General features: G+C 63.4%; 16 protein-coding genes. 6 read left to right on the top strand and 10 right to left on the bottom strand.

The features are described 5' to 3' along the window. Window positions 1-9 precede the first annotated feature (9 nt). The 6 genes from XH88_RS21040 to XH88_RS21015 are packed head-to-tail and all read left to right on the top strand — an operon-like array spanning window position 10 to window position 6,184. Window positions 10-720, top strand: a complete 711-nt coding sequence (locus XH88_RS21040; RefSeq protein ID WP_271670151.1) for a DUF1028 domain-containing protein — start codon at window positions 10-12, stop codon at window positions 718-720. Next, a complete protein-coding gene (locus tag XH88_RS21035) occupies window positions 717-1,706 on the top strand; it encodes an ABC transporter ATP-binding protein (protein WP_271670150.1) in 990 nt (329 codons plus the stop codon). Before XH88_RS21040 ends, XH88_RS21035 begins: the two co-directional genes overlap by 4 nt. Continuing rightward, window positions 1,706-2,812 (top strand): ABC transporter ATP-binding protein, encoded by a 1,107-nt coding sequence (locus tag XH88_RS21030; RefSeq protein WP_271670149.1) that lies wholly within the window; start codon window positions 1,706-1,708, stop codon window positions 2,810-2,812. The genes XH88_RS21035 and XH88_RS21030 overlap by 1 nt, the downstream gene beginning before the upstream one ends. Before the next feature lie 22 nt (window positions 2,813-2,834). After that, window positions 2,835-4,343, top strand: coding sequence for an ABC transporter substrate-binding protein (locus XH88_RS21025; RefSeq protein WP_271670148.1), 1,509 nt, complete (start codon window positions 2,835-2,837; stop codon window positions 4,341-4,343). Window positions 4,344-4,353: 10 nt separating this feature from the next. After that, window positions 4,354-5,295 carry an ABC transporter permease gene (locus tag XH88_RS21020; protein ID WP_271670147.1) on the top strand — a complete coding sequence of 314 codons (942 nt, stop codon included), beginning with the start codon at window positions 4,354-4,356 and terminating at the stop codon, window positions 5,293-5,295. A gap of 4 nt (window positions 5,296-5,299) precedes the next feature. Further along, on the top strand, window positions 5,300-6,184 hold the full coding sequence (locus XH88_RS21015; protein ID WP_271670146.1) for an ABC transporter permease: 885 nt from the start codon (window positions 5,300-5,302) through the stop codon (window positions 6,182-6,184). On the opposite strand, the gene cnbZ is transcribed toward XH88_RS21015, so the two are convergent. From cnbZ to XH88_RS20965, 10 genes are all read right to left on the bottom strand, one after another. Then, complete coding sequence (gene cnbZ, locus XH88_RS21010) at window positions 6,181-6,924, bottom strand: 2-amino-5-chloromuconate deaminase CnbZ (RefSeq protein WP_271670145.1); 744 nt, start codon at window positions 6,922-6,924, stop codon at window positions 6,181-6,183. The two genes, XH88_RS21015 and cnbZ, sit on opposite strands and share 4 nt — an antisense overlap. An 8-nt stretch (window positions 6,925-6,932) precedes the next feature. Beyond that, the gene (locus tag XH88_RS21005) at window positions 6,933-8,177 is read right to left on the bottom strand and encodes an adenylate/guanylate cyclase domain-containing protein (protein ID WP_271670144.1); all 1,245 of its coding nucleotides are present in this window, start codon (window positions 8,175-8,177) and stop codon (window positions 6,933-6,935) included. Next, entirely contained in the window at window positions 8,174-8,563 is a 390-nt protein-coding gene (locus XH88_RS21000; RefSeq protein ID WP_128967508.1) for a response regulator, read from the bottom strand. The genes XH88_RS21005 and XH88_RS21000 overlap by 4 nt, the downstream gene beginning before the upstream one ends. Continuing rightward, a complete protein-coding gene (locus XH88_RS20995; protein ID WP_271670143.1) occupies window positions 8,560-11,157 on the bottom strand; it encodes a sensor histidine kinase in 2,598 nt (865 codons plus the stop codon). Before XH88_RS20995 ends, XH88_RS21000 begins: the two co-directional genes overlap by 4 nt. A gap of 54 nt (window positions 11,158-11,211) precedes the next feature. After that, window positions 11,212-12,192, bottom strand: coding sequence for an ABC transporter substrate-binding protein (locus XH88_RS20990; RefSeq protein WP_271670142.1), 981 nt, complete (start codon window positions 12,190-12,192; stop codon window positions 11,212-11,214). A gap of 113 nt (window positions 12,193-12,305) precedes the next feature. Next, window positions 12,306-15,401 carry a MexW/MexI family multidrug efflux RND transporter permease subunit gene (locus XH88_RS20985; protein ID WP_271670141.1) on the bottom strand — a complete coding sequence of 1,032 codons (3,096 nt, stop codon included), beginning with the start codon at window positions 15,399-15,401 and terminating at the stop codon, window positions 12,306-12,308. A 69-nt stretch (window positions 15,402-15,470) separates the two neighbouring features. After that, complete coding sequence (locus XH88_RS20980) at window positions 15,471-16,664, bottom strand: efflux RND transporter periplasmic adaptor subunit (RefSeq protein WP_271670407.1); 1,194 nt, start codon at window positions 16,662-16,664, stop codon at window positions 15,471-15,473. A gap of 2 nt (window positions 16,665-16,666) precedes the next feature. After that, window positions 16,667-17,368: a TetR/AcrR family transcriptional regulator gene (locus XH88_RS20975; RefSeq protein WP_271670406.1), complete on the bottom strand. Its 702-nt coding sequence runs from the start codon at window positions 17,366-17,368 to the stop codon at window positions 16,667-16,669. A gap of 123 nt (window positions 17,369-17,491) precedes the next feature. Next, complete coding sequence (locus tag XH88_RS20970) at window positions 17,492-18,082, bottom strand: thiamine pyrophosphate-dependent enzyme (protein WP_271670140.1); 591 nt, start codon at window positions 18,080-18,082, stop codon at window positions 17,492-17,494. Further along, complete coding sequence (locus XH88_RS20965) at window positions 18,079-18,621, bottom strand: phosphonopyruvate decarboxylase (protein ID WP_271670139.1); 543 nt, start codon at window positions 18,619-18,621, stop codon at window positions 18,079-18,081. Before XH88_RS20965 ends, XH88_RS20970 begins: the two co-directional genes overlap by 4 nt. Window positions 18,622-18,657 lie beyond the last annotated feature (36 nt).

Here is an 18,657-nt window from a genome sequence, read left to right as displayed (position 1 = left end):
AGGCAGCACATGACCTGGTCGATCATCGCGCAAGATCCTGCCACCGGCGAGTTTGGCATTGCGGTAGCGACCCGCTTCTTCGCCGTCGGCGCCCGCGTGCCCTATATCGCCGCGGGCCTCGGCGCGATCGCAACCCAGGCTTTCGTCAATCCCTATTACGGTATCGACGGCGTCAAATTGCTGCGCGAAGGCCTGAACGCGCATGACGTGCTTGCTACCCTGCTCGCGAGCGACGACGGTCGCGAGAGCCGCCAGATCCACATCATGGATGCGAGCGGCGAGATCGCCGCGCATACCGGCCGTGACTGTGTCGACTGGTGTGGCCATATCGCCGGCAGCGGCTTTTCGATCGCCGGCAACATGCTCGCAAATGCCGATGTCCTCGCCGACACCGCGAAGACCTACATCGCCAATGACAGCCTGCCCTTTCCGCGCCGCCTGCTCACGGCCATGCGCGCGGGCGAAGCCGCGGGCGGCGACAAGCGGGGCAAGCAATCTGCGGCACTGCTGATCCACAATGAGGAGGAATGGCCGGCGCTGGACATCCGCGCCGACGATCATCCCGATCCGCTCGGCGAGCTCGAACGGCTCGAACGCGTCAGCCATGAGCTCTGGGTCCACTTCCGCCCGTCCATGCCGACGCGGCAGAACCCGTCCGGCAATACCGACCGCAGCATCATCGACGCCAAAATCGCCGCGGCGCAGGCAAGGCAGGCATGAGCGCCGGTCCTCTCATCGAGATCAAGGACTTGCGCATCCGCTTTCACGGTGACGACGGCCGCATCACTCACGCGGTCGACAGCGTCGATCTCAGCGTCGCCAACGGCGCGACGCTCGGCCTCGTCGGCGAATCCGGCTGCGGCAAGAGCGTGACGTCGCTCGCGATCATGGGGCTGCTGCCGAAACAAAGCTCGGAAATATCAGGCGCGATCCGCTTCGACGGTTTCGACCTGCTGAAGACGGCGGACCAGACCCTGCGGGACCTGCGCGGCAACCGGCTCGCGATGATTTTTCAGGAGCCGATGACCTCGCTCAACCCGAGTTTTACGATCGGCGACCAGATCATCGAGACCATCTTGCGCCACCGTGGCGGTTCGCGGAAAGGCGCGCGCGACCGCGCAATTGCACTGCTGCGTCGCGTTCACATCCCCTCGCCCGAACGGCGGATCGACGACTATCCGCACAAGCTGTCCGGCGGCATGCGCCAGCGCGTGATGATCGCGATGGCGCTCGCCTGCGATCCACAGCTCCTGATCGCCGACGAGCCGACCACAGCACTCGACGTCACGCTACAAGCCCAGATCCTGGAGCTAATGCGTGAATTGAAAGCCGCGAGCGGCGCCGCGATCATCCTGATCACCCATGATCTCGGCGTCGTCGCCGAGGTTTGCGACGAGGTCGCGGTGATGTATGCCGGAGAAATCGTCGAGCGCGCGCCGGTCGACGAGCTGTTCTCCGCGCCACAGCATCCCTACACTGTCGGCCTGCTCGGCTCGATCCCGCGCCTCGATCGTCGCGCCGAGCAGCTTGCGACCATCGAAGGCATGGTCCCGAACATGGCCCAGCCACCCGCGGGCTGCCGCTTCGCCGCGCGCTGCCCGTTCGTGCTGGAGGCCTGCACCAAGGCGCCGCCACCGCTGGTGGAGGTCAGCCCCGGTCATGTCTCGCGCTGCATCCGCGCGCCCCTCGAACTTGTGGTGTCATAATGGCCCTGCTCGAGGTCGAAGGCCTGGTCAAGCACTTCGTCGCCGAACGCTCGCTGCTTGGCCGGGCGCGGTCGCATGTCAAAGCCGTCGATGGCGTGTCCTTTTCGCTCGAGGCCGGCAAGACGCTTGCCTTGGTCGGCGAATCCGGCTGCGGCAAATCGACGGTCAGCCGCCTGGTACTGCGGCTGATCGAGCCCGATGCAGGCAGCGTGCGGTTCAACGGCCGCAACCTGCTCTCGCTCGATGCTGACGCGCTCCGAAAATTCCGCCGCGAAGCACAGATCGTCTTTCAGGACCCATACGCCTCGCTCAACCCACGCATGACGGTGGGCCAAATCCTCACCGAACCGCTGGCGCTGCACAATCTCATCCCATCGGCAAAACGGCGCGAACGGGTCGCAGAACTGCTGCGGCTGGTTGGGCTGGAGCCGCGGCTGGCCCGGCGCTATCCGCACGAGTTCTCCGGCGGTCAACGCCAGCGCATTGCCATCGCCCGCGCGCTGGCGGTCGAGCCGAAGCTGATCGTCTGCGACGAGCCGGTCTCGGCGCTCGACGTCTCAATCCGCTCGCAGATATTGAACCTGCTGCGCGAGCTTCAGGACAGGCTTGGCCTCGCTTATATATTCGTATCGCACGACCTCGCGGTGGTGAAGCACATCGCCGACCGCGTTGCGGTGATGAATCTCGGCTGCATCGTCGAGGAGGCCGATGCCGACGCGCTGTTTGCTCAACCACGTCACCCCTATAGCCGCGCGCTGCTGTCCGCGATCCCGCTGCCGCAGCCTCACGCCAAGCGCGCGAAGGTCGTGCTGCAAGGCGAGATTCCGAGCGCGCTCAATCCTCCGGCCGGCTGTCGCTTCCACACGCGCTGCCCTTTCGTGATCGATCGCTGCCGCACCGAGGTGCCCGCGCTGTCGGCCGATCGCGCCGGCCACGCCACCGCCTGTCACCGCGTCAATGAGCTGCCTCCGGCCGACACCATCCTTGCCGTAACTGACGGATTTTCGCCAACATTGGCAAAATTGATCGCGGCCTTCAGCCGAAAGACGGAAGGCGCGAACCCGACCGGTGTTGGTATACAGAGTGCAAGGCCTACAACGACGTAGCCGGAGCCATAGGGACTGTCCGATGAAGATGCTTCGCTTGGCCGCAACGGCCGCCGCCTTCCTGCTGTCGCTTGGCGCCGCCCAGGCTCAGACCACACTGCGCATCGGCCTCGCCGAGGACCCAGACATCCTCGATCCCTCCATGGCGCGCACTTATGTCGGCCGCATTGTGTTCGCCGCGTTCTGCGACAAGCTGTTCGACATCGACGAGAAGCTCAACATCGTGCCGCAGCTTGCACTGTCGAGCGAGACAGTCGATGACGGCAAGGGCCTCGTCATCAAGCTCCGGCCCGGCGTGAAATTCCACGACGGCGAGCCATTCGATGCGGAAGCCGCCAAATTCTCGCTGGAACGCCACCTGACTCTCCCCGGCTCGTTCCGCAAGCCGGAGCTCGCCTCCGTCGATCACATCGAAATCGTCGATCCCTTGACCATCAAGCTGGTGCTGAAGTCGCCATTCTCGCCGCTGCTCGCCCAGCTCACCGACCGCGCGGGCATGATGGTATCGCCGAAAGCGGCCAAGGAAGCCGGCGACAAGTTCGGCCTGCACCCGGTGTGCGCCGGCCCCTACAAATTCGTCGAGCGCGTGCAGCAAGATCGCATCGTGTTCGAGAAGTTTGCGGATTACTGGAACAAGGGCAACGTCTTCATCGACCGCATTGTGTTCCAGCCGATCGTCGACGCCACCGTGCGGCTGGCAAACCTGAAATCGGGCGGCCTCGATCTGATCGAACGCGTGCTCGCGACGGATCTGAAGGAGGTACGCGCGGATTCACGGCTGAAGGTCGCCACCGCCATCGAGCTCGGCTATCAGGGCATCACCCTCAATATCGGCAAGGACAAGGCCAAGGGGCCGCTCAGCCAATCCGCCAAGGTCCGGCAGGCGCTCGACCTTGCAATCGACCGCGAGGCGATCAACCAGGTCGTGTTCAACGGCGAGTTTCAGGTCGGCAATCAATGGGTCAATCCTGATCATCCCTACTATCAGAAATCCCTGCCCGTCCGTGCTCGCGACGTAGAGAAAGCCAAGGCGCTGCTGAAGGAAGCCGGGGTGAAGCCGCCGATCAGCGTCGACTTCCTGGTGCCGAAGGGGGCGGAGACGGAGACGCCGGCACAGGTAATCCAGTCGATGGCCGCGGAGGCCGGCTTCGACATGAAGATCCGTTTGACCGAATTCGCGACAGGGCTGAAGCAGGCCGAGGCCGGCGACTACCAGGCCTACATGCTCGCCTGGAGCGGCCGCGTCGATCCCGACGGCAACACCTTCATCTTCCTGCATAGCGGCGCGCCACAGAACTATGGCGACTGGAATAATCAACAGGCCGACAAGGCACTGGAAGACGCGCGGCTCGCGACGGACTTCGCCAAGCGCAAGGCCAGCTACGAAACGCTCGCGAAGCTGGTCCAGGATGAGGAGCCCATCCTTTACCTCTACCACCGCCGCATCATCATCGCGCATACGACAAGGCTGGAGGGCTATAGGCAGATGCCGGACGGACTCGTGCGCGTCGTTGGCCTCAAGTTGAAGTGATGCCGCTGGGATGCTGAACTTCCTCGCCCGCCGGCTTGCGCAGATCGTGCCGACGCTGTTCTTCGTGTCGGTACTGATCTTCTCGCTACAGCAATTGCTGCCGGGCGATCCCGCGCTGGTGATGGCCGGGGAGGAGCGCGATCCGGCCGTGATCGAGCAGATCCGGCACCAGTACCGGCTGGATCAGCCGGTCCCCGTGCAGTACGCGTACTGGATCAAGGGCGTGCTATCAGGCGATTTCGGCGAGTCGCTGCGCAACAAGATGCCGGTACGCGAGCTGATCGCGCAGAAGCTCCCGGTGACGCTGCAGCTCGGTTCGATGGCTATCATCATCGCATTCCTGATCGGCATTCCCGCCGGAGTCGTCGCGGCCGTGAAGAGGGGAACGGCCTGGGACTACGGCGCCAATTTCTTCGCGCTGTGGGGCATCTCCACGCCGAACTTCTGGCTCGGCATCATGCTGATCTTCCTGTTTTCGATCGAGCTCGGCTGGCTGCCGGCCTCCGGCTATGTGCCGCCGACCGAGAACTGGCGCGCGAGCCTTGCCGCCACCATCATGCCGGCCTTCGTGCTCGGCAACGCCATTGCCGCGGTCCTGATGCGCCATACCCGCAGCGCCATGCTCCAGGTCCTGGAAAGCGATTATGTGCGCACCGCGCGCGCGAAAGGCCTGTCCGAGCGGACGGTCATCCTCAAGCATGCCATGCGCAATGCGTTGACGCCGATCATTACACTCGGCGCGCTCGAGCTCGGCACGCTGCTATCGGGCGCTGTGCTGACCGAGCAGATCTTCTCGATTCCCGGCTTCGGCAAGCTGATCGTGGATGCCGTATTCAATCGCGACTACGCCGTCGTGCAGGGCGTGGTGCTGGTGACCGCCACGATCTACATCACGCTCAATCTGGTTGCCGACGTCGCCTACATCCTCGTCAATCCAAGGCTGCGGGGCTAATGCGATGACTGACGCCGCCTTGTCTGGCCCGCATGTGCAAGCCGACGAGCTGGACAGCCCGGCACGCCGCGCGCGGCGGCGACTGTTCAGGCGCAAGGCCGCGGTATTTGGGCTCATTGTGCTCACGATGTTCATCGTTGTTGCAGTCCTGGCACCGCTCATCGTGCCCTACGATCCCATCGCGACGAGCTGGAGCCTGGTGCGCAAGCCGCCCACGGCCGCGCACTGGTTCGGCACTGACGAGCTCGGCCGTGACGTCCTGAGCCGCATCGTCTACGGCGCTCGCGCCTCGCTGCTTGCCGGCCTGATTTCGGTCGCGATCGCGCTTGGCATCGGCGTGCCACTCGGCCTGCTCGCCGGCTATCGGGGCGGCTTCGTCGATGCGCTGATCAGCCGGATGACCGATGCGATGCTGGCCTGCCCGTTTCTGATCCTGGCGATTGCTCTGGCGGCGTTCCTCGGACCGAGCCTTGGCAATGCCATGATCGCAATCGGCGTTTCGGCGACCCCGATCTTCATCCGCCTGACCCGCGGACAGGTCTTGAACGTCAAGGCCGAAGACTATGTCGAAGCGGCACGCGCACTCGGCAATCCCGGTTGGCGGATCGCCTTCTCCCACATCCTGCCGAACATCCTGCCCGCGCTGCTGGTCCAGGCGACCCTGTCGATCGCCGCCGCCATCATTGCCGAGGCAGCGCTCTCGTTTCTCGGCCTCGGGCAGCAGCCACCGGCGCCATCCTGGGGCAGCATGCTCAACGCGGCGCAACGCTTCCTGACCCAGGCGCCCTGGATGGCTATCTGGCCGGGGCTCGCGATTTTTCTGGTGGTGCTGTCGCTGAACCTGCTCGGCGACGGCCTGCGCGACGCCCTGGATCCGCGGCAGCGTTAGATGACGATCTCGCGCACCACGCGGCGGCAATCCATCTCGTATTCGAGGTCGACCACCGGCGGTCGCGCGAAGTGCCAGGTCAGACCGGAGCGCAACGCGCCGCGACGAACCAGCTCGTCGGCCAAAGCGTGGTGGAAGTCACGGATCGAATAGGCCTGCACGCCCGTCGTGTCCCTCCAGCCAAAGCCGAACGCCGCCATGCGGCTTTCCATCTGCGAGGTCGTGAACCGAACCTTCTCGCGAAGTCCGTCCGGACTGAGATCGCGATAGCGCACGGTACCTTCCACATAGCTGCCGCTGCCCTCGCGCGCTTCGGCGCCGCCGGCGATCACGAAGGTCGGTGTTGTCGCACGCGTCGGGCGGGTGAAGCAGAATGCATAAAACGACGGTTCCGACGGCGGATCGATCTCGGGGCAGACATTGCTGCGCGCCACCGGGTTGGTGGTGCCGTCGAAGATGCCCCATTCGGACAGCGTCTTCACATAATGCAGATTGAAGGCACGAAAGCCTTCCTCGCTGAAGGCCGCGGGCGAGCGCAGCTCGCAGGCGCAGAAGGCCGTTAGCGGACGCCCCGCCTCCTGCATGAATTTCGCTGCGAGCGCAAACCCCTCCGCGAGTGGCACGAGACGGTCGAACCGGACACGCTCGATCTCGTAATCGTCGTCCGCGACCGCACCAGCCGAATACTGGAACACGGATGGGATGAAGCGATAGTTGCCGGCCGGAAATTCGCGCGTCATGTGAACCTCTATTCCAATTGCATGCGGATGCCCTTGCCGCCGTTGAGCAGGCGCTTCAGATGAAATCCGGCGAGAGGATCATCGGCGTGCATGCCGACCAGCGCGGCGAAGGCCGGCATGGCCGCGGCATCGCCCGACGCCATTTTGGCAAAGGCTTCCGAATATTGCGCCGTCGCGGTGGCGTCGAATCGGTCCTGCGCCAGTGGCTCGAACGCGCGCAGCGGCTCGCTGCGTCCGCGCAGCACCAGTTCGCCGACGGGGCGGCCCTGAAAATTCTCGGCCCGCTCCGCAACGGCAGCGCTGAGACAGATGCGGGTGCCGAGATGCTTGTTGGCGGCCTCCAGCCGCGCCGCGGTATTGATGGTGTCGCCATAGGCGGTGTAGTCGAAGAAACGGTTGCCGCCGAAATTGCCAACCAGGGCCGGGCCGGCGTGAATGCCGATCCGGGTGGTGCCGAAGTTCACGCCCTTGGCTTTCTGGCGCACGCAAAAGTCCTGCGCCCAGCGATCGAGCTCATGCGCGCAGGCGACCGCACGCGTCGCGTAGTCCGGCTGATCACCCGGTGCGTTGAACAGCACCTGGATTGCATCGCCGATGATCTTGGCGACCGTCCCCTCATGCGCAAACACCACTTCGGTCATGCCGCCGACATATTCGTTGAGGAGCTCTCCCAGCGTTTCGGGCGCAGCGCTCTCGACCAGCGACGTGAAGCCAGTAATGTCGGTGAAAATGGTCGCAACATCGCGCCATTGGACCGCGATCCCCTCGCCTCCCGCCACCAGACGCCTGGCGAGTTCGGGCGAGAAGTGACGCGAAAGCGCGGCATGCGCACGCTCGGCTTCCATCTGGCGCCGCCGCACCTCGCGTAGCATCTGGACGTGCCGGACCGTCTTCTGGATCGTGGTTTCCAGGTCGATAAAGTCGATCGGCTTGGTCAGAAAGTCGAACGCGCCGCGATTCATGGCGGTGCGGATGTTGCTCATGTCTCCATAGGCGGAGACGATGATGGTCGACTTCTTGTCCTCGAATTCCTGGAGCTTCGCGAGCAGCGACAACCCGTCCATCCGCGGCATGTTGATGTCGGAGACAACCAGGTCGACGAGCGGATTCTGCTCGATTGACTCCAAGGCTTCGATGCCATCGCGCGCGAAGATGAAGTTGACCAACCCGTCCCGAATCTGCCTGCGAAATTTTTGCAGGATCAGCGCCTCCAGATCCGGCTCGTCGTCAACGAAGAGAATGGTCGGGATCATGCCGCCTGCTCGAGCCTCGTATCGATCTCCTGACGCAACTGCGCGAAGTCGATCGGCTTGGTGAGGAGGCCCGTAGCGCCCCCTTCGATCGCCTTCCGGCGCGTCTCGACGTCGCCATAGGCCGTGATCATGATGACCGGGACATGCGGATGGTCGGCGCGCACCTTGGGCAGCATGTCGAGCCCGCTCATGCCGGGCATGTTGATATCTGACAGAATCAGAATCAGCGAGGGATCCCGCACCTCGGCGGCGCGCTTGATCGCGTCTGGCGCCGAGAGCGCGAATTCCATATGGAAGCGACCGGCGCGCAGATCGCGCCGGAATTGCTGCCGGAACAGCGCCTCGACATCGGGCTCGTCATCGACGACCAGGATGTAAACGTTCAAACCTTGCCTCCAGAAGGACCGCCTGACGCCATTGCGCGCGGCAGTGTGATGATGAACTCGGTGAAAACCCCGGGCTCGGTATTCACGTCGATCGTGCCACCGTGCTGTTTCACGACGATGTCGTGGCTCATGGACAGGCCAAGCCCGGTGCCCTCGCCGGCCGGCTTGGTGGTGAAGAACGGGTTGAACATCTTCTCCCTCACGTCCCGCGGAATCCCCGTGCCGTTGTCGCGGATCCGGATCTCCACCCTGCTGCCGAGGTTCTTCGTCGTAGCCCTCAAGGTCGGCTCGAAGCCGTCGGCAGCGCTCTCCTTGCGCTTGGCCGCCGCATAGAACCCGTTCGAGATCAGATTGAGAAAGACGCGGGTAATTTCCTGCGGGTAAACATCGACCATGCCTGCCGCGGGGTCGAAATCGCGCTTGAGCGTCACGTTGAAGTTAGGCTTTTCGGCGCGCGCACCGTGATAGGCCAGATTGAGGCTCTCCTCCACGATCGTGTTGATGTCGGCGGTGCGATGCTCGCCGGAACCCTCGCGCGAATGCAGCAGCATGTTCCTGACGATGGAATCGGCGCGCTTGCCGTGCTGCACAACCTTCTCCAGATTGCCCTTGAGCATGCCGGTCAGTTCGTCGACCTCTTGTTTCGTCTTGCCGTCGAGAGAAGCCGTTTGCAGAACCTCTTTGAGCTCGTCGATTAGCTCGGTCGACACTGAAGAGAAGTTGTTGACGAAGTTGAGCGGGTTCTTGATCTCATGCGCGATGCCGGCGGTGAGCTGGCCGAGGGACGCGAGCTTTTCGGTCTGGATCAGGCGCCCCTGAGCTGCGCGTAGATCGTTGAGGGATTGTGAAAGCTCCGTCGTGCGCTTGCGCAACTCGTCCAGCAGCCGCGCGTTCTCGATCGCGATGACGCCCTGGCTGGCGAAACTGGTCACCAGACCAATTTGCTTCTCGGTGAACAAGCGGACGTCTTGCCGGAATATTGCGATCACACCGACTAAATCGCTTTCTCTGAGCATCGGCACAAGCAGGATCGTCCGGGCACCGCCAAGCTCGGCGAGCTCCACGATTGGTGGAAAGCCTGCCAGATAATCCGGCTCGCGTCTGACATCCTCAACGTGAACAAACCGCCGTGTCGCTACAACACGGCCCAGCGGGTCGGACGGAGGCGGAAAGATGACGGGTGTGCGCGCGAAGGTTTCCGCGAAGGCAGGAGGCAGATCGGACACCGATACGCAACGGAAGCCACCATCCTCGAACAGGAACAAATTGCCGAATTTGGCGCCGCAGATGAAGGTCGCGCGCTCAATAATCGTCTGGAACACGGGGGCGAGATCACCAGGCGAACGACTGATAACCTGTAGTACGTCGGATGTAGCAGTCTGGTGCAACAGCGATTCGCGCAGCTCTATGGTCCGCTGCTCGACCTTGTTCTCCAGGTCGGCGTAGGATTCCTGCAAGCGCGAGCCCATGTCGTTGAACTGGTCCGCGAGCCCTTCCAGCTCGTCGCCGGTCTTGATCGAGATGCGTTGGGAGAAATCGCCGCCGCCGATCCGCTCGGCGCCGCTGCGCAGCGCCTGGATTGGGCCGACCATACGGCGCGCCAGGAAAATTCCCGCCAATACCGCGAAGATCGATGCGGCGAGCAGCACGATCGCGAGCCGCTGCAACGAGGCGTAGAGCGAGGCATAGGCCTCCTCGACCGGCAGCTCGACGAACATGGTCCAGTGCAGCGGCTCGATCGGGGCCGAGGCGGTCAGAACCTTCTGGCCCTGGATGTTGACCGCCTCCTGAAGCGCATCGGGCATGACACCGCCGCCGGCCTGCGCTGCGTGCACTTGCGGAAGTCCCGACATGTCGGTGTTGCGCAGCACCAGGCTGATGTCGGGATGCGCAATCAGCCGCCCTTCGGGGCCGACCACATAGGCGTGCCCGTGCTGGCCGACCTTGATCTGGGACACGACATCCCAGATGAGCTTCAGATTGACTTCCGCGATGCTGACCCCGGCATCCTTCCTCGCCCCGGCCAGCGCCAGCGTCATATAGGGCTCGGACTCGCGGCGAAAATAGACCGGTCCGTAATAGACCTTGTGCGCGACGGCTTCGGTGAACTTCGGATCGCCCGATAAATCGATCCCGCTGTCGATCGCGTCCATCGCCAGCCGCGAGACGCGCAGGCGCTCTTTGCCGGTCGAATCCACCTGGGCGAGCTCGGTGATCGCAGGAACCTGGCGCAGCAGCCGCAGCGCGTCGAATCGGCGCGGCTCGATCGAACCCGCCGACCAGGGCAGCTGTGTCGTCCAGCCGAGCTGGCTCTCGATCTCCTTAATGAACTGGCTGATCTTGGCGGCCGCCGCCTCGGCCTGCTCATGCTGGACCCGGATCAGGGCGGCCTTGTGCTCGCGATAGTAGAAGAAGACCTCGAACAGGCCATTGGCCAGCAGGGCAACTGCGACGACGGCCACGAACAGCGCGACATATTTGGTGAACAGCCGGGTCCTGATCCCCCGCCCCCCCTCGGAGGACGCCACGCCGTCCCCGGCCGCGCTCGGCAGGGTCCCGGTTTGCGGGGTATCGGAATGGACGGAAATGCTCATTCCCCAAAACCTAGCAAGAAGGCCGGAACTTGTCTCCCGCCGCAGCGGGCAGGGTCACTCGATGACCTCGTCGGCAAGAGCCAGCAAGGTCGGTGGAATCTCAAGTCCGGTCGCCTTGGCAGTCTTGAGATTGATCACCAGGGGATAGCGGGTCGGCAATTCGAACGGCAGATCACCGGGATTGGCCCCGTTGAAAATGCGGGCGACGAGCGCTGCTGCCCGTTCGAAGGATTCCGGCACATCCGCTCCGTAGGACATCAGCCCGCCGTCGCGGGCAAGATCGGCATTTTCGTAGATCGCCGGTAACTTCCGGACGGCGGCGAACTCGAACACCCGCTTGCGGTTGAGAATGGTGAGCGCGTCGGCCACCATCAGGATGCCGTCCGGAAGATCCGCGTTCATCACGGAGAACGCCTCGTCGAAGTCGTCAGGCTCGCGGACGCCGAGCGCCTGCACGGTGAGGCCGAGCGCCTGGGCCGCTTTTGCCGACGCCTGGTAGCGCGTCGTCATGCCGAGGTCGTCCTTGTTCCAGAGCATTGCGACCTTGGTCAGTTTCGGCGACATGTCCTTGAGCAGCGAGAGCCGCTTGGCGCTGAGCGTTGCCGCAACGTCCGAAATCCCCGTGATCTGGCCGCCCGGATGCGCCAGGCTCTCGATCAGCTTGGTTTCGACGGGATCGCCAATGCCGCTGGCCGCCACCGTGGCGATGCCGGCCGCCTTTGCAGCCATTGCGGTCGGGTAGCCCACAATCACGACTGCATCGACGTTCCTGGTCTTCAGCTCCGCGATGAGCGCGGGGAGTTTGGCAACATCGCCTTGGGCGCCGCGCGCTTCGAAGGTCAAGTTCTGACCAAGCTTGAAGCCGCGCTCTCCGAGCACCTTGACCAGAATCTTGCCGCTGGAGCTGGTGTCCGTAATCGGCGTGATCGGGGTCAGCGTGCCCAGATGGAAGGTCCTGCCGCTCTGAGCCGCAGCAGAGCATGGCCCCAACAGCGACACACAACCGAGCCCACCGAGGAATTCGCGCCGCCTCATCGTATCTTCCCTACCGTGGCGCAACAGCGCGCTGGAGAAGTCTAGCACGGGACAAGAAAAAAGCGGCAATGGCGATGGCCATTGCCGCTCGGTAATCTTCGCCTCCGACGGCCTCAGGTGGGCCGTAACGCCTTGCCACCGAGGTCGAGTTCGTTGACCTGTTTGTTGCGCTCGGAATCGGCGGCCGCACGATGGTCGGTCGCCAGCACCACGTAGACTGCCGGCAGCACGAACAGGGTGAACAGCGTACCGATCGACATGCCGGCGACGACCACAAGGCCGATCGAGAAGCGACTGGCCGCGCCGGCGCCGGACGCGGTCAGCAGCGGGATCAGGCCGGTCACCATCGCAGCCGTCGTCATCAAGATGGGCCGCAAACGGATGCGAGCCGACATTTCGATGGCCGAGCGGCGGTCGAGCCGCTCGTTGACCTGGAGCTCGTTGGCGAACTCCACCATCAGGATGCCGTGCTTCGTGATCAGGCCGACCAGGGTAAGCAGACCAACCTGGGTGTAGATGTTCATGGTCGCCACGCCGAAGAACAGCGGGATCAACGCGCCGACGATCGCCATCGGCACCGAGATCATGATCACGAACGGATCCCGCAGGCTCTCGAACTGCGCAGCCAGCACCAGGAAGATGATGATCAGCGCGAAACCGAAGGTGATCGCGAGCTGATTGCCTTCCTGCACGTACTGCCTGGAGTCCGCAAGATAATCGTGGCTGAAACCCTGCGGCAGCTTCTTGGCCTCGCCCTCAAGGAAGTCCACCGCGGCGCCGACGGTCACGCCGGGCATCGGCACGGCCGAGAACGTCGCCGAATTGAGCTGATTGTAGTGCGTCAGCGAATTCGGATCGGTCCTGGTCTTGATCGAGACCACCGTCGACAGCGGAAGCTGCTGCCCGGTGTTGGTCGTCACATAATAGCCTCCGAGCGATTCCGGAGACAGGCGCTCGCTGCGCGGCACCTGCGGGATCACCTGGTACGAACGGCCCTGGAGATTGAAGCGGTTGATATAGTTGCCGCCGAGCAGAACCGCGAGCGTCGAGCCGAGATTCTGCATGTTGACGCCAAGATCCTGCGCCTTGGTGCGGTCGATCGTGACCTCGACATTCGGCTGGTTATAGGCGAGATCGCTATCGGAGACGATGAACATCCCGCTCTTGCGCGCGGCGTCCTTCAGCTTCTCCATCTGCTCATAGACGGTCTGGAAGCCCGCGGTGGAGCTGATGACCATTTGCACCGGCAGACCGCCCGGACCACCCGGCAGGGGCGGCAGGTTGAACGCGAAAGCCTGGACGCCCTCGATCTTGGAAAGCTCGGCCTGCACCAGCGGTTTCAGCGCGATCGAGGAGCGCTTGCGCTCCTCCCAGGGCTTGAGCAGCATGCCGGCGATGCCGCCTTGCGGACCGTTGATGCCGTTCAGCACGAAGCGCAGATCGGTCTCGGGGAAGCTCTGAAACTTCTTGTCGAGCTTGTCGCCATAGAAATCGACATAGTCGATGTTGGCGTATTTCGGCGCCTTGGTCACCGCGAAGACGATGCCCTGGTCCTCCTCTGGCGCCAGCTCTTTCGAGGTGTGCAGGTAGAGGAAACCGACGAGCCCGAGGATCGTCACCGCGAACAGGCCGGTGATCGCCTTGTAGTCCAGCGAGCGGTCGAGTCGTCGGCCATACCAGCGCGTCACAGCGCCGAACACTCTGTTAACGAGCTTGGCGAAGCGTCCCTCCTCGGTATTCTTGAGGAGAACCGAGCACATCATCGGCGACAGCGTCAGCGCGATCACGCCCGACACGATCACCGAGCCGGCGAGCGTGAAGGCGAATTCGCGGAACAACGAACCGGTGAGGCCACCGAGGAAGCCGATCGGGGCATACACCGCCGCGAGCGTGATGGTCATCGACACGACAGGACCGACGATCTCGCGTGCGCCTTGTAGCGATGCCTGGACCGGCGTCTTCCCTTCCTCCAGATGGCGGTGGATGTTCTCCACCACGACGATGGCGTCGTCGACCACGAGCCCGATCGCGAGCACCATCGCGAGCAGGGTCAGCAGGTTGAAGCTGAAACCCAGCGCCAGCATCAAGGTACACACGCCGATCATCGACAGCGGGATGGTGACGACTGGAATGATGACCGAACGGAGCGAAGCCAGGAACAAGAAGATCACCACGATCACGATGATCACGGCTTCGCCGAGCGTCTTCTCCACCTCATCGATTGATGATTGGATGAACTTGGTCGAGTCGTAGGCGACCTTCATCTTCATCGACGGCGGGAGATTGCGCTCGAGCTCGGGGAACAGTGCGCGCACGCCCTTGACCAGCGTCAGCGGGTTACCCTGCGGCGTCGCCTGCACGCCGATGAAGATCGCATGCTCGCCGTTGAAGGCGACGCTGGCGTCCGTGCTCTGGGCGGCAAGCTCGACCGTGGCAATGTCCTCCATCCGCACGAAGCCGCCGTCCTTGGCTTTGACGATCATCTTCTTGAACTGATTGACGTCGGTCAGACCCGTGTTCGTCGAGACGTTCGAGACGATGAGGTAGCCCTTGGCCTGGCCCGCCGCGGACTGGAAATTGTTGGCTTGGATCGCGGAAGCAACGTCCGCCGGCGATACGTTGCGGCCGGCCATCTTCACCGGATCGAGCCAGAGCCGCATCGCAAAAGTCTGACCACCCAGGATGTCGGCCGAAGCCACGCCATCGACGGTTGACAACACCGGCTGGACCACGCGGGTCAGATAGTCCGAGATCGCCGAGCCCGACAGCTCCTCAGAGGAGAAGCCGAGATACATCACGGCCGTGGTCTGGCCCGTGGTCTTGGTGACGATCGGGTCGTTGGACTCCTTCGGGATCAGGTATTTGACCGAGTTCGTCTTGGCCAGCACCTCGGTGAGCGCCTGGTTCGGATCGAAATTCAGCTTGATGTAGACCTGGATCGTCGAGGTGCCGAGCACGGAAGACGAGGTGATGTAATCGACGCCCTCGGCGGAAGCGACGGCCTGCTCGATCGGCGTCGTGATGAAGCCCTGGATCAGGTCCGCGGACGCGCCGGGATAAACGGTCGTGATGTTGATGACCGTGTTCGACAATTTCGGATACTGCCGGATCGGCAGCACCATCGCCGCGCGCAGCCCGATCAGCAGGATCAGCAAGCTGACAACGACCGACAGAACCGGGCGCTTGATGAAAATATCAGTAAAGGCCATCGCGGCGATCTCGATTTCTTTTGTCTCAAGAAGCGTGATCCGGCCAAGCCGGACCACGCGAGTGTCTTGTCAATAGCGCGGCGGCTGCGCGGGGATCTGCGGAGCCGGATCGGTCGAAATCGCCACCGCGGCGCCCGATTGCAGCTTGAGCTGACCGACGGCAACGACCTTGTCGCCCGCCTTGACGCCCTTGATGATCTCGGCGCGACCGTTGACGCGGTTACCGGTCTGCACGAACGTCCGCACTGCAGAGAGGCTGGTCTTGCCGTCCGCTTCCTTCTTCTCGGTGATCACGAATACGGAGTCGCCATACAGCGTGTAGTCCACCGCCGTTTCCGGAACGGTGATCACGGCCGGCTTGTCCGGCAGCACCACGGTGGTGGTCACGAACATGCCGGGCTTCAGGATCTTCTCCGGATTGGCGATCGTCGCCTGCACGCGGATGTTGCGGGTGTCGGCCGCAATCTGCGGCTCGATGGTGGTGATCTTGCCGTCGAAGGTGCGGCCCGGATAAGCGTCGACCTTCAGCCGGACCGGCTGGCCGACCTTGAGGCTTGCGGAGTCCTTTTCCGTCACCGTGAAGTTGGCCCACAGTTCCGACAGATCGGTCAACGACACGATCGCAGTACCGGCGGTCAGATACTGGCCGACCTCGACCTTACGGACGCCGAGTTCGCCGGAGAACGGCGCGCGCACCAGCTTCTGCGAGATCAGCGCTTCGGTCTTCGCGATGCCGGCGAGCGCCTGATCGTACGCGGCCTGCGCCTGGTCGACGGTTGCCTGCGGGCCGAACTGGCGCGACGCCAATTGCTTGGCGCGATCCAGCGAAAGCTGCGCGACGGTAGCCTGCGCCTTGTAATTGGCGAGGTCGCCCTGCTCCGGCGCGTCGAACAACTGCACCAGCGGGGTGCCGGCCTCGACATGGGCGCCGGGCTCGAACTTGATCTCGGTGACGCGGCCGTTGACGTCGGCGGTGACGTCGACCTGGTGCACGGCGGCAAGGCCGCCAACTGCGGTGAGCAGGTTCGGCACCACCTCGGATTTCGCTTCCGCTGCGGTGACCAGCGTCGGCGGCGGCTTGTTGTTGGCGAAGAACTGCTTGATCATCTGGCCGCGGAAATAATTGAACCAGACGAGACCACCGACGAGCGCGCCGAGGAGCGTGCCGACGATGATGAACCACAGCACCGGCCGGACCGGACGCTTGGGAGCCTTGCTGTCGATCGGTTCGCCCGAAATCTTGTGTTCGGTTACGATGTTCATTGTCATACGCTTTCTGCAATCGCCGCCTTGCCCGCACAAGCGGCCTGATCGTGGCCCAGATGCGAAGCAATTGCGGCGTCGTTAAGTCCGATGCCTCTCAGGAGAAACTCACAAAGCTGCCGCTCCAGATCGTTCGGCCTGCCATAGGCAAGACACGGCAGGGAGGGCAGTCTGGTCAGCGCAGTTGTCATCACCGTATGATGCGCAAACCAGAAAAGGTTGAGCGGTTCACTGCCACAGGCCCGCGCATCGCCGGCGGCGACGGCGCGATCGAGCGAGGCGACGAAGATCGGTCCAATCAGCGTCTCGATCTTGGCATAGAGCAACCGTGCGAACTCGCCGTCATCCAGATGACTGGTAGCCATCAGTCGCAGGCGTTGCGCTTCCTCCTGGTCGGGACCGTCGGCAATCAGCAGGAAATGCTGGACCATGCCGCGGATCAGTTCGACCAGGGTCGCCGTCGACGGCTCCCGCTCGAGGAGCTCGGTCAACGCCGGGTCCGCTTCGCATTCGTCACTCAGGATTTCGGCGTAGAGCGCCGCCTTGGACGGGAAATGCTTGAACAGCAGCGCCTCGGAAATGGCAGCAGCGGCCGCCACGCTCTTGGTCGTGGTGCCGTTATACCCGTGTCGGGCAAAGCAGCGTTTCGCGGCACCGAGGATCAATTGACGCCTCAGGTCGCTCGTCATACGCAATGAGCTCATGCTAGTGAGTAAGCACTCACTAGCGCGAAAGTCAAGCACTATGCTGCATCGCAACCTGAATGCGTTGTATAATAAGTAGAAATTGGCCTCACCTGCAAGGCCTGCGAGCAGGACTGGGGCGACTTAAATGGGCTGAAAGCCGAGGTCCCCCCGAATCCGGTTGAGGATGTAAGTCCCGTCCCGGGTCGGCAGGATGCGCTCCAGATTGGCGCTATCGATCTTCACATTGGCAAATCGCGGCCCTGCCGTGAGGTCGTGAACGGCTTTGGCAAAGGCCTCCACCTCGGCCATGGTTGAGATCGCCCGGCTGTCGGCGATGCCGCAGGCCTTGGCGACGCCGACAAGGTCGGCAGCGGCAGAGGTGTGGCTGGTCTGGCCGCCGGTCTCACCATAGGCCTCGTTGTCGAGTACTGCGATCGAGAGGTTGGCCGGCTTTTGCAGCCCGATAGTGGCGAGACTGCCCATCCCCATCAACATCTCGCCATCGCCGGTAATGACCAGGACCGGCAACTCCGGCTGTGCCAGCGCGAGCCCGAGGCCGATCATCGCAGCGCCGCCCATGCCGCCCCAGAGATAGAAGTTGCGGGCGTGGTCGCCGGCGGCGGTGATGTCGTTGGTCGAGGCCCCGAGGCCGCCGATGGCAACGACGTCCTTGCGGTTCTCAAGCAGCGCGGAGACCACCTGGCGGCGATCAAGCAGATTGGCCTTGCTCATTTGGTGAAAACCTTGGCGCCGATCAGGCGCTGCGACAGCAGGACGGCGGTGGGCGTGAGTGCGTTGTAGGCCTGCGCCGCAGCCGCTTCCAGCACCGCCGGCACTTCGGCTGCGTTCGAGGCGCGCATCACCTTGATGCCCGAGAGTTCGAGCACTCCTTGCGTAGTCGAGCCCATCGGCACCTGCCAGGGATTGAACTCGCCCCACTCGCCGCGCATGGTGATGAGCGTGAGGAAGGGAAAGCGCAGGATCGGGATCAGCGACAGCATGTTGATGCAATTGCCGACGCCGCTCGACTGCATCAGCAAGACGCCGCGCTGGCCACCGGCCCAGGCACCGGCGAGCAGCGCCACACCCTCCTCCTCCGTCGTGAGCGGAATGCCGCGCATCGTGGAGGAGCTCAGCACGCACTGGATCAGCTTCGAATGGCCGGCATCGGGCACATAGGGCACCTGCCGGACGTCGAAGCGTTGCAAGGTCGCGAAAATATCGTCGGGCCAGTTCGGCGCCGTGTCGGCAGCATCAGGGCGGGCGTGCATTTTCCTGTCCGGTCGGCTAGCAAGGTTCGGAGAGTG

The sequence above is a fragment of the Bradyrhizobium sp. CCBAU 51627 genome (assembly GCF_028128765.1).
Taxonomy (GTDB): Bacteria; Pseudomonadota; Alphaproteobacteria; order Rhizobiales; family Xanthobacteraceae; genus Bradyrhizobium.
This window is presented reverse-complemented; position numbering and strand designations above follow the sequence as displayed.

Excerpts from the sequence above, each read along its gene's own strand:
- XH88_RS21005 (WP_271670144.1), bottom strand. The coding sequence starts at position 8,177 with ATGATCCCGACCATTCTCTTCGTTGACGACGAGCCGGATCTGGAGGCG.
- cnbZ (WP_271670145.1), bottom strand. The coding sequence starts at position 6,924 with ATGACGCGCGAATTTCCGGCCGGCAACTATCGCTTCATCCCATCCGTG.
- XH88_RS21025 (WP_271670148.1), top strand. The coding sequence starts at position 2,835 with ATGAAGATGCTTCGCTTGGCCGCAACGGCCGCCGCCTTCCTGCTGTCG.
- XH88_RS21020 (WP_271670147.1), top strand. The coding sequence starts at position 4,354 with ATGCTGAACTTCCTCGCCCGCCGGCTTGCGCAGATCGTGCCGACGCTG.
- XH88_RS20990 (WP_271670142.1), bottom strand. The coding sequence starts at position 12,192 with ATGAGGCGGCGCGAATTCCTCGGTGGGCTCGGTTGTGTGTCGCTGTTG.
- XH88_RS21030 (WP_271670149.1), top strand. The coding sequence starts at position 1,706 with ATGGCCCTGCTCGAGGTCGAAGGCCTGGTCAAGCACTTCGTCGCCGAA.
- XH88_RS20965 (WP_271670139.1), bottom strand. The coding sequence starts at position 18,621 with ATGCACGCCCGCCCTGATGCTGCCGACACGGCGCCGAACTGGCCCGAC.
- XH88_RS20975 (WP_271670406.1), bottom strand. The coding sequence starts at position 17,368 with ATGAGCTCATTGCGTATGACGAGCGACCTGAGGCGTCAATTGATCCTC.
- XH88_RS20970 (WP_271670140.1), bottom strand. The coding sequence starts at position 18,082 with ATGAGCAAGGCCAATCTGCTTGATCGCCGCCAGGTGGTCTCCGCGCTG.
- XH88_RS20985 (WP_271670141.1), bottom strand. The coding sequence starts at position 15,401 with ATGGCCTTTACTGATATTTTCATCAAGCGCCCGGTTCTGTCGGTCGTT.
- XH88_RS20995 (WP_271670143.1), bottom strand. The coding sequence starts at position 11,157 with ATGAGCATTTCCGTCCATTCCGATACCCCGCAAACCGGGACCCTGCCG.
- XH88_RS21035 (WP_271670150.1), top strand. The coding sequence starts at position 717 with ATGAGCGCCGGTCCTCTCATCGAGATCAAGGACTTGCGCATCCGCTTT.
- XH88_RS20980 (WP_271670407.1), bottom strand. The coding sequence starts at position 16,664 with ATGAACATCGTAACCGAACACAAGATTTCGGGCGAACCGATCGACAGC.
- XH88_RS21040 (WP_271670151.1), top strand. The coding sequence starts at position 10 with ATGACCTGGTCGATCATCGCGCAAGATCCTGCCACCGGCGAGTTTGGC.
- XH88_RS21015 (WP_271670146.1), top strand. The coding sequence starts at position 5,300 with ATGACTGACGCCGCCTTGTCTGGCCCGCATGTGCAAGCCGACGAGCTG.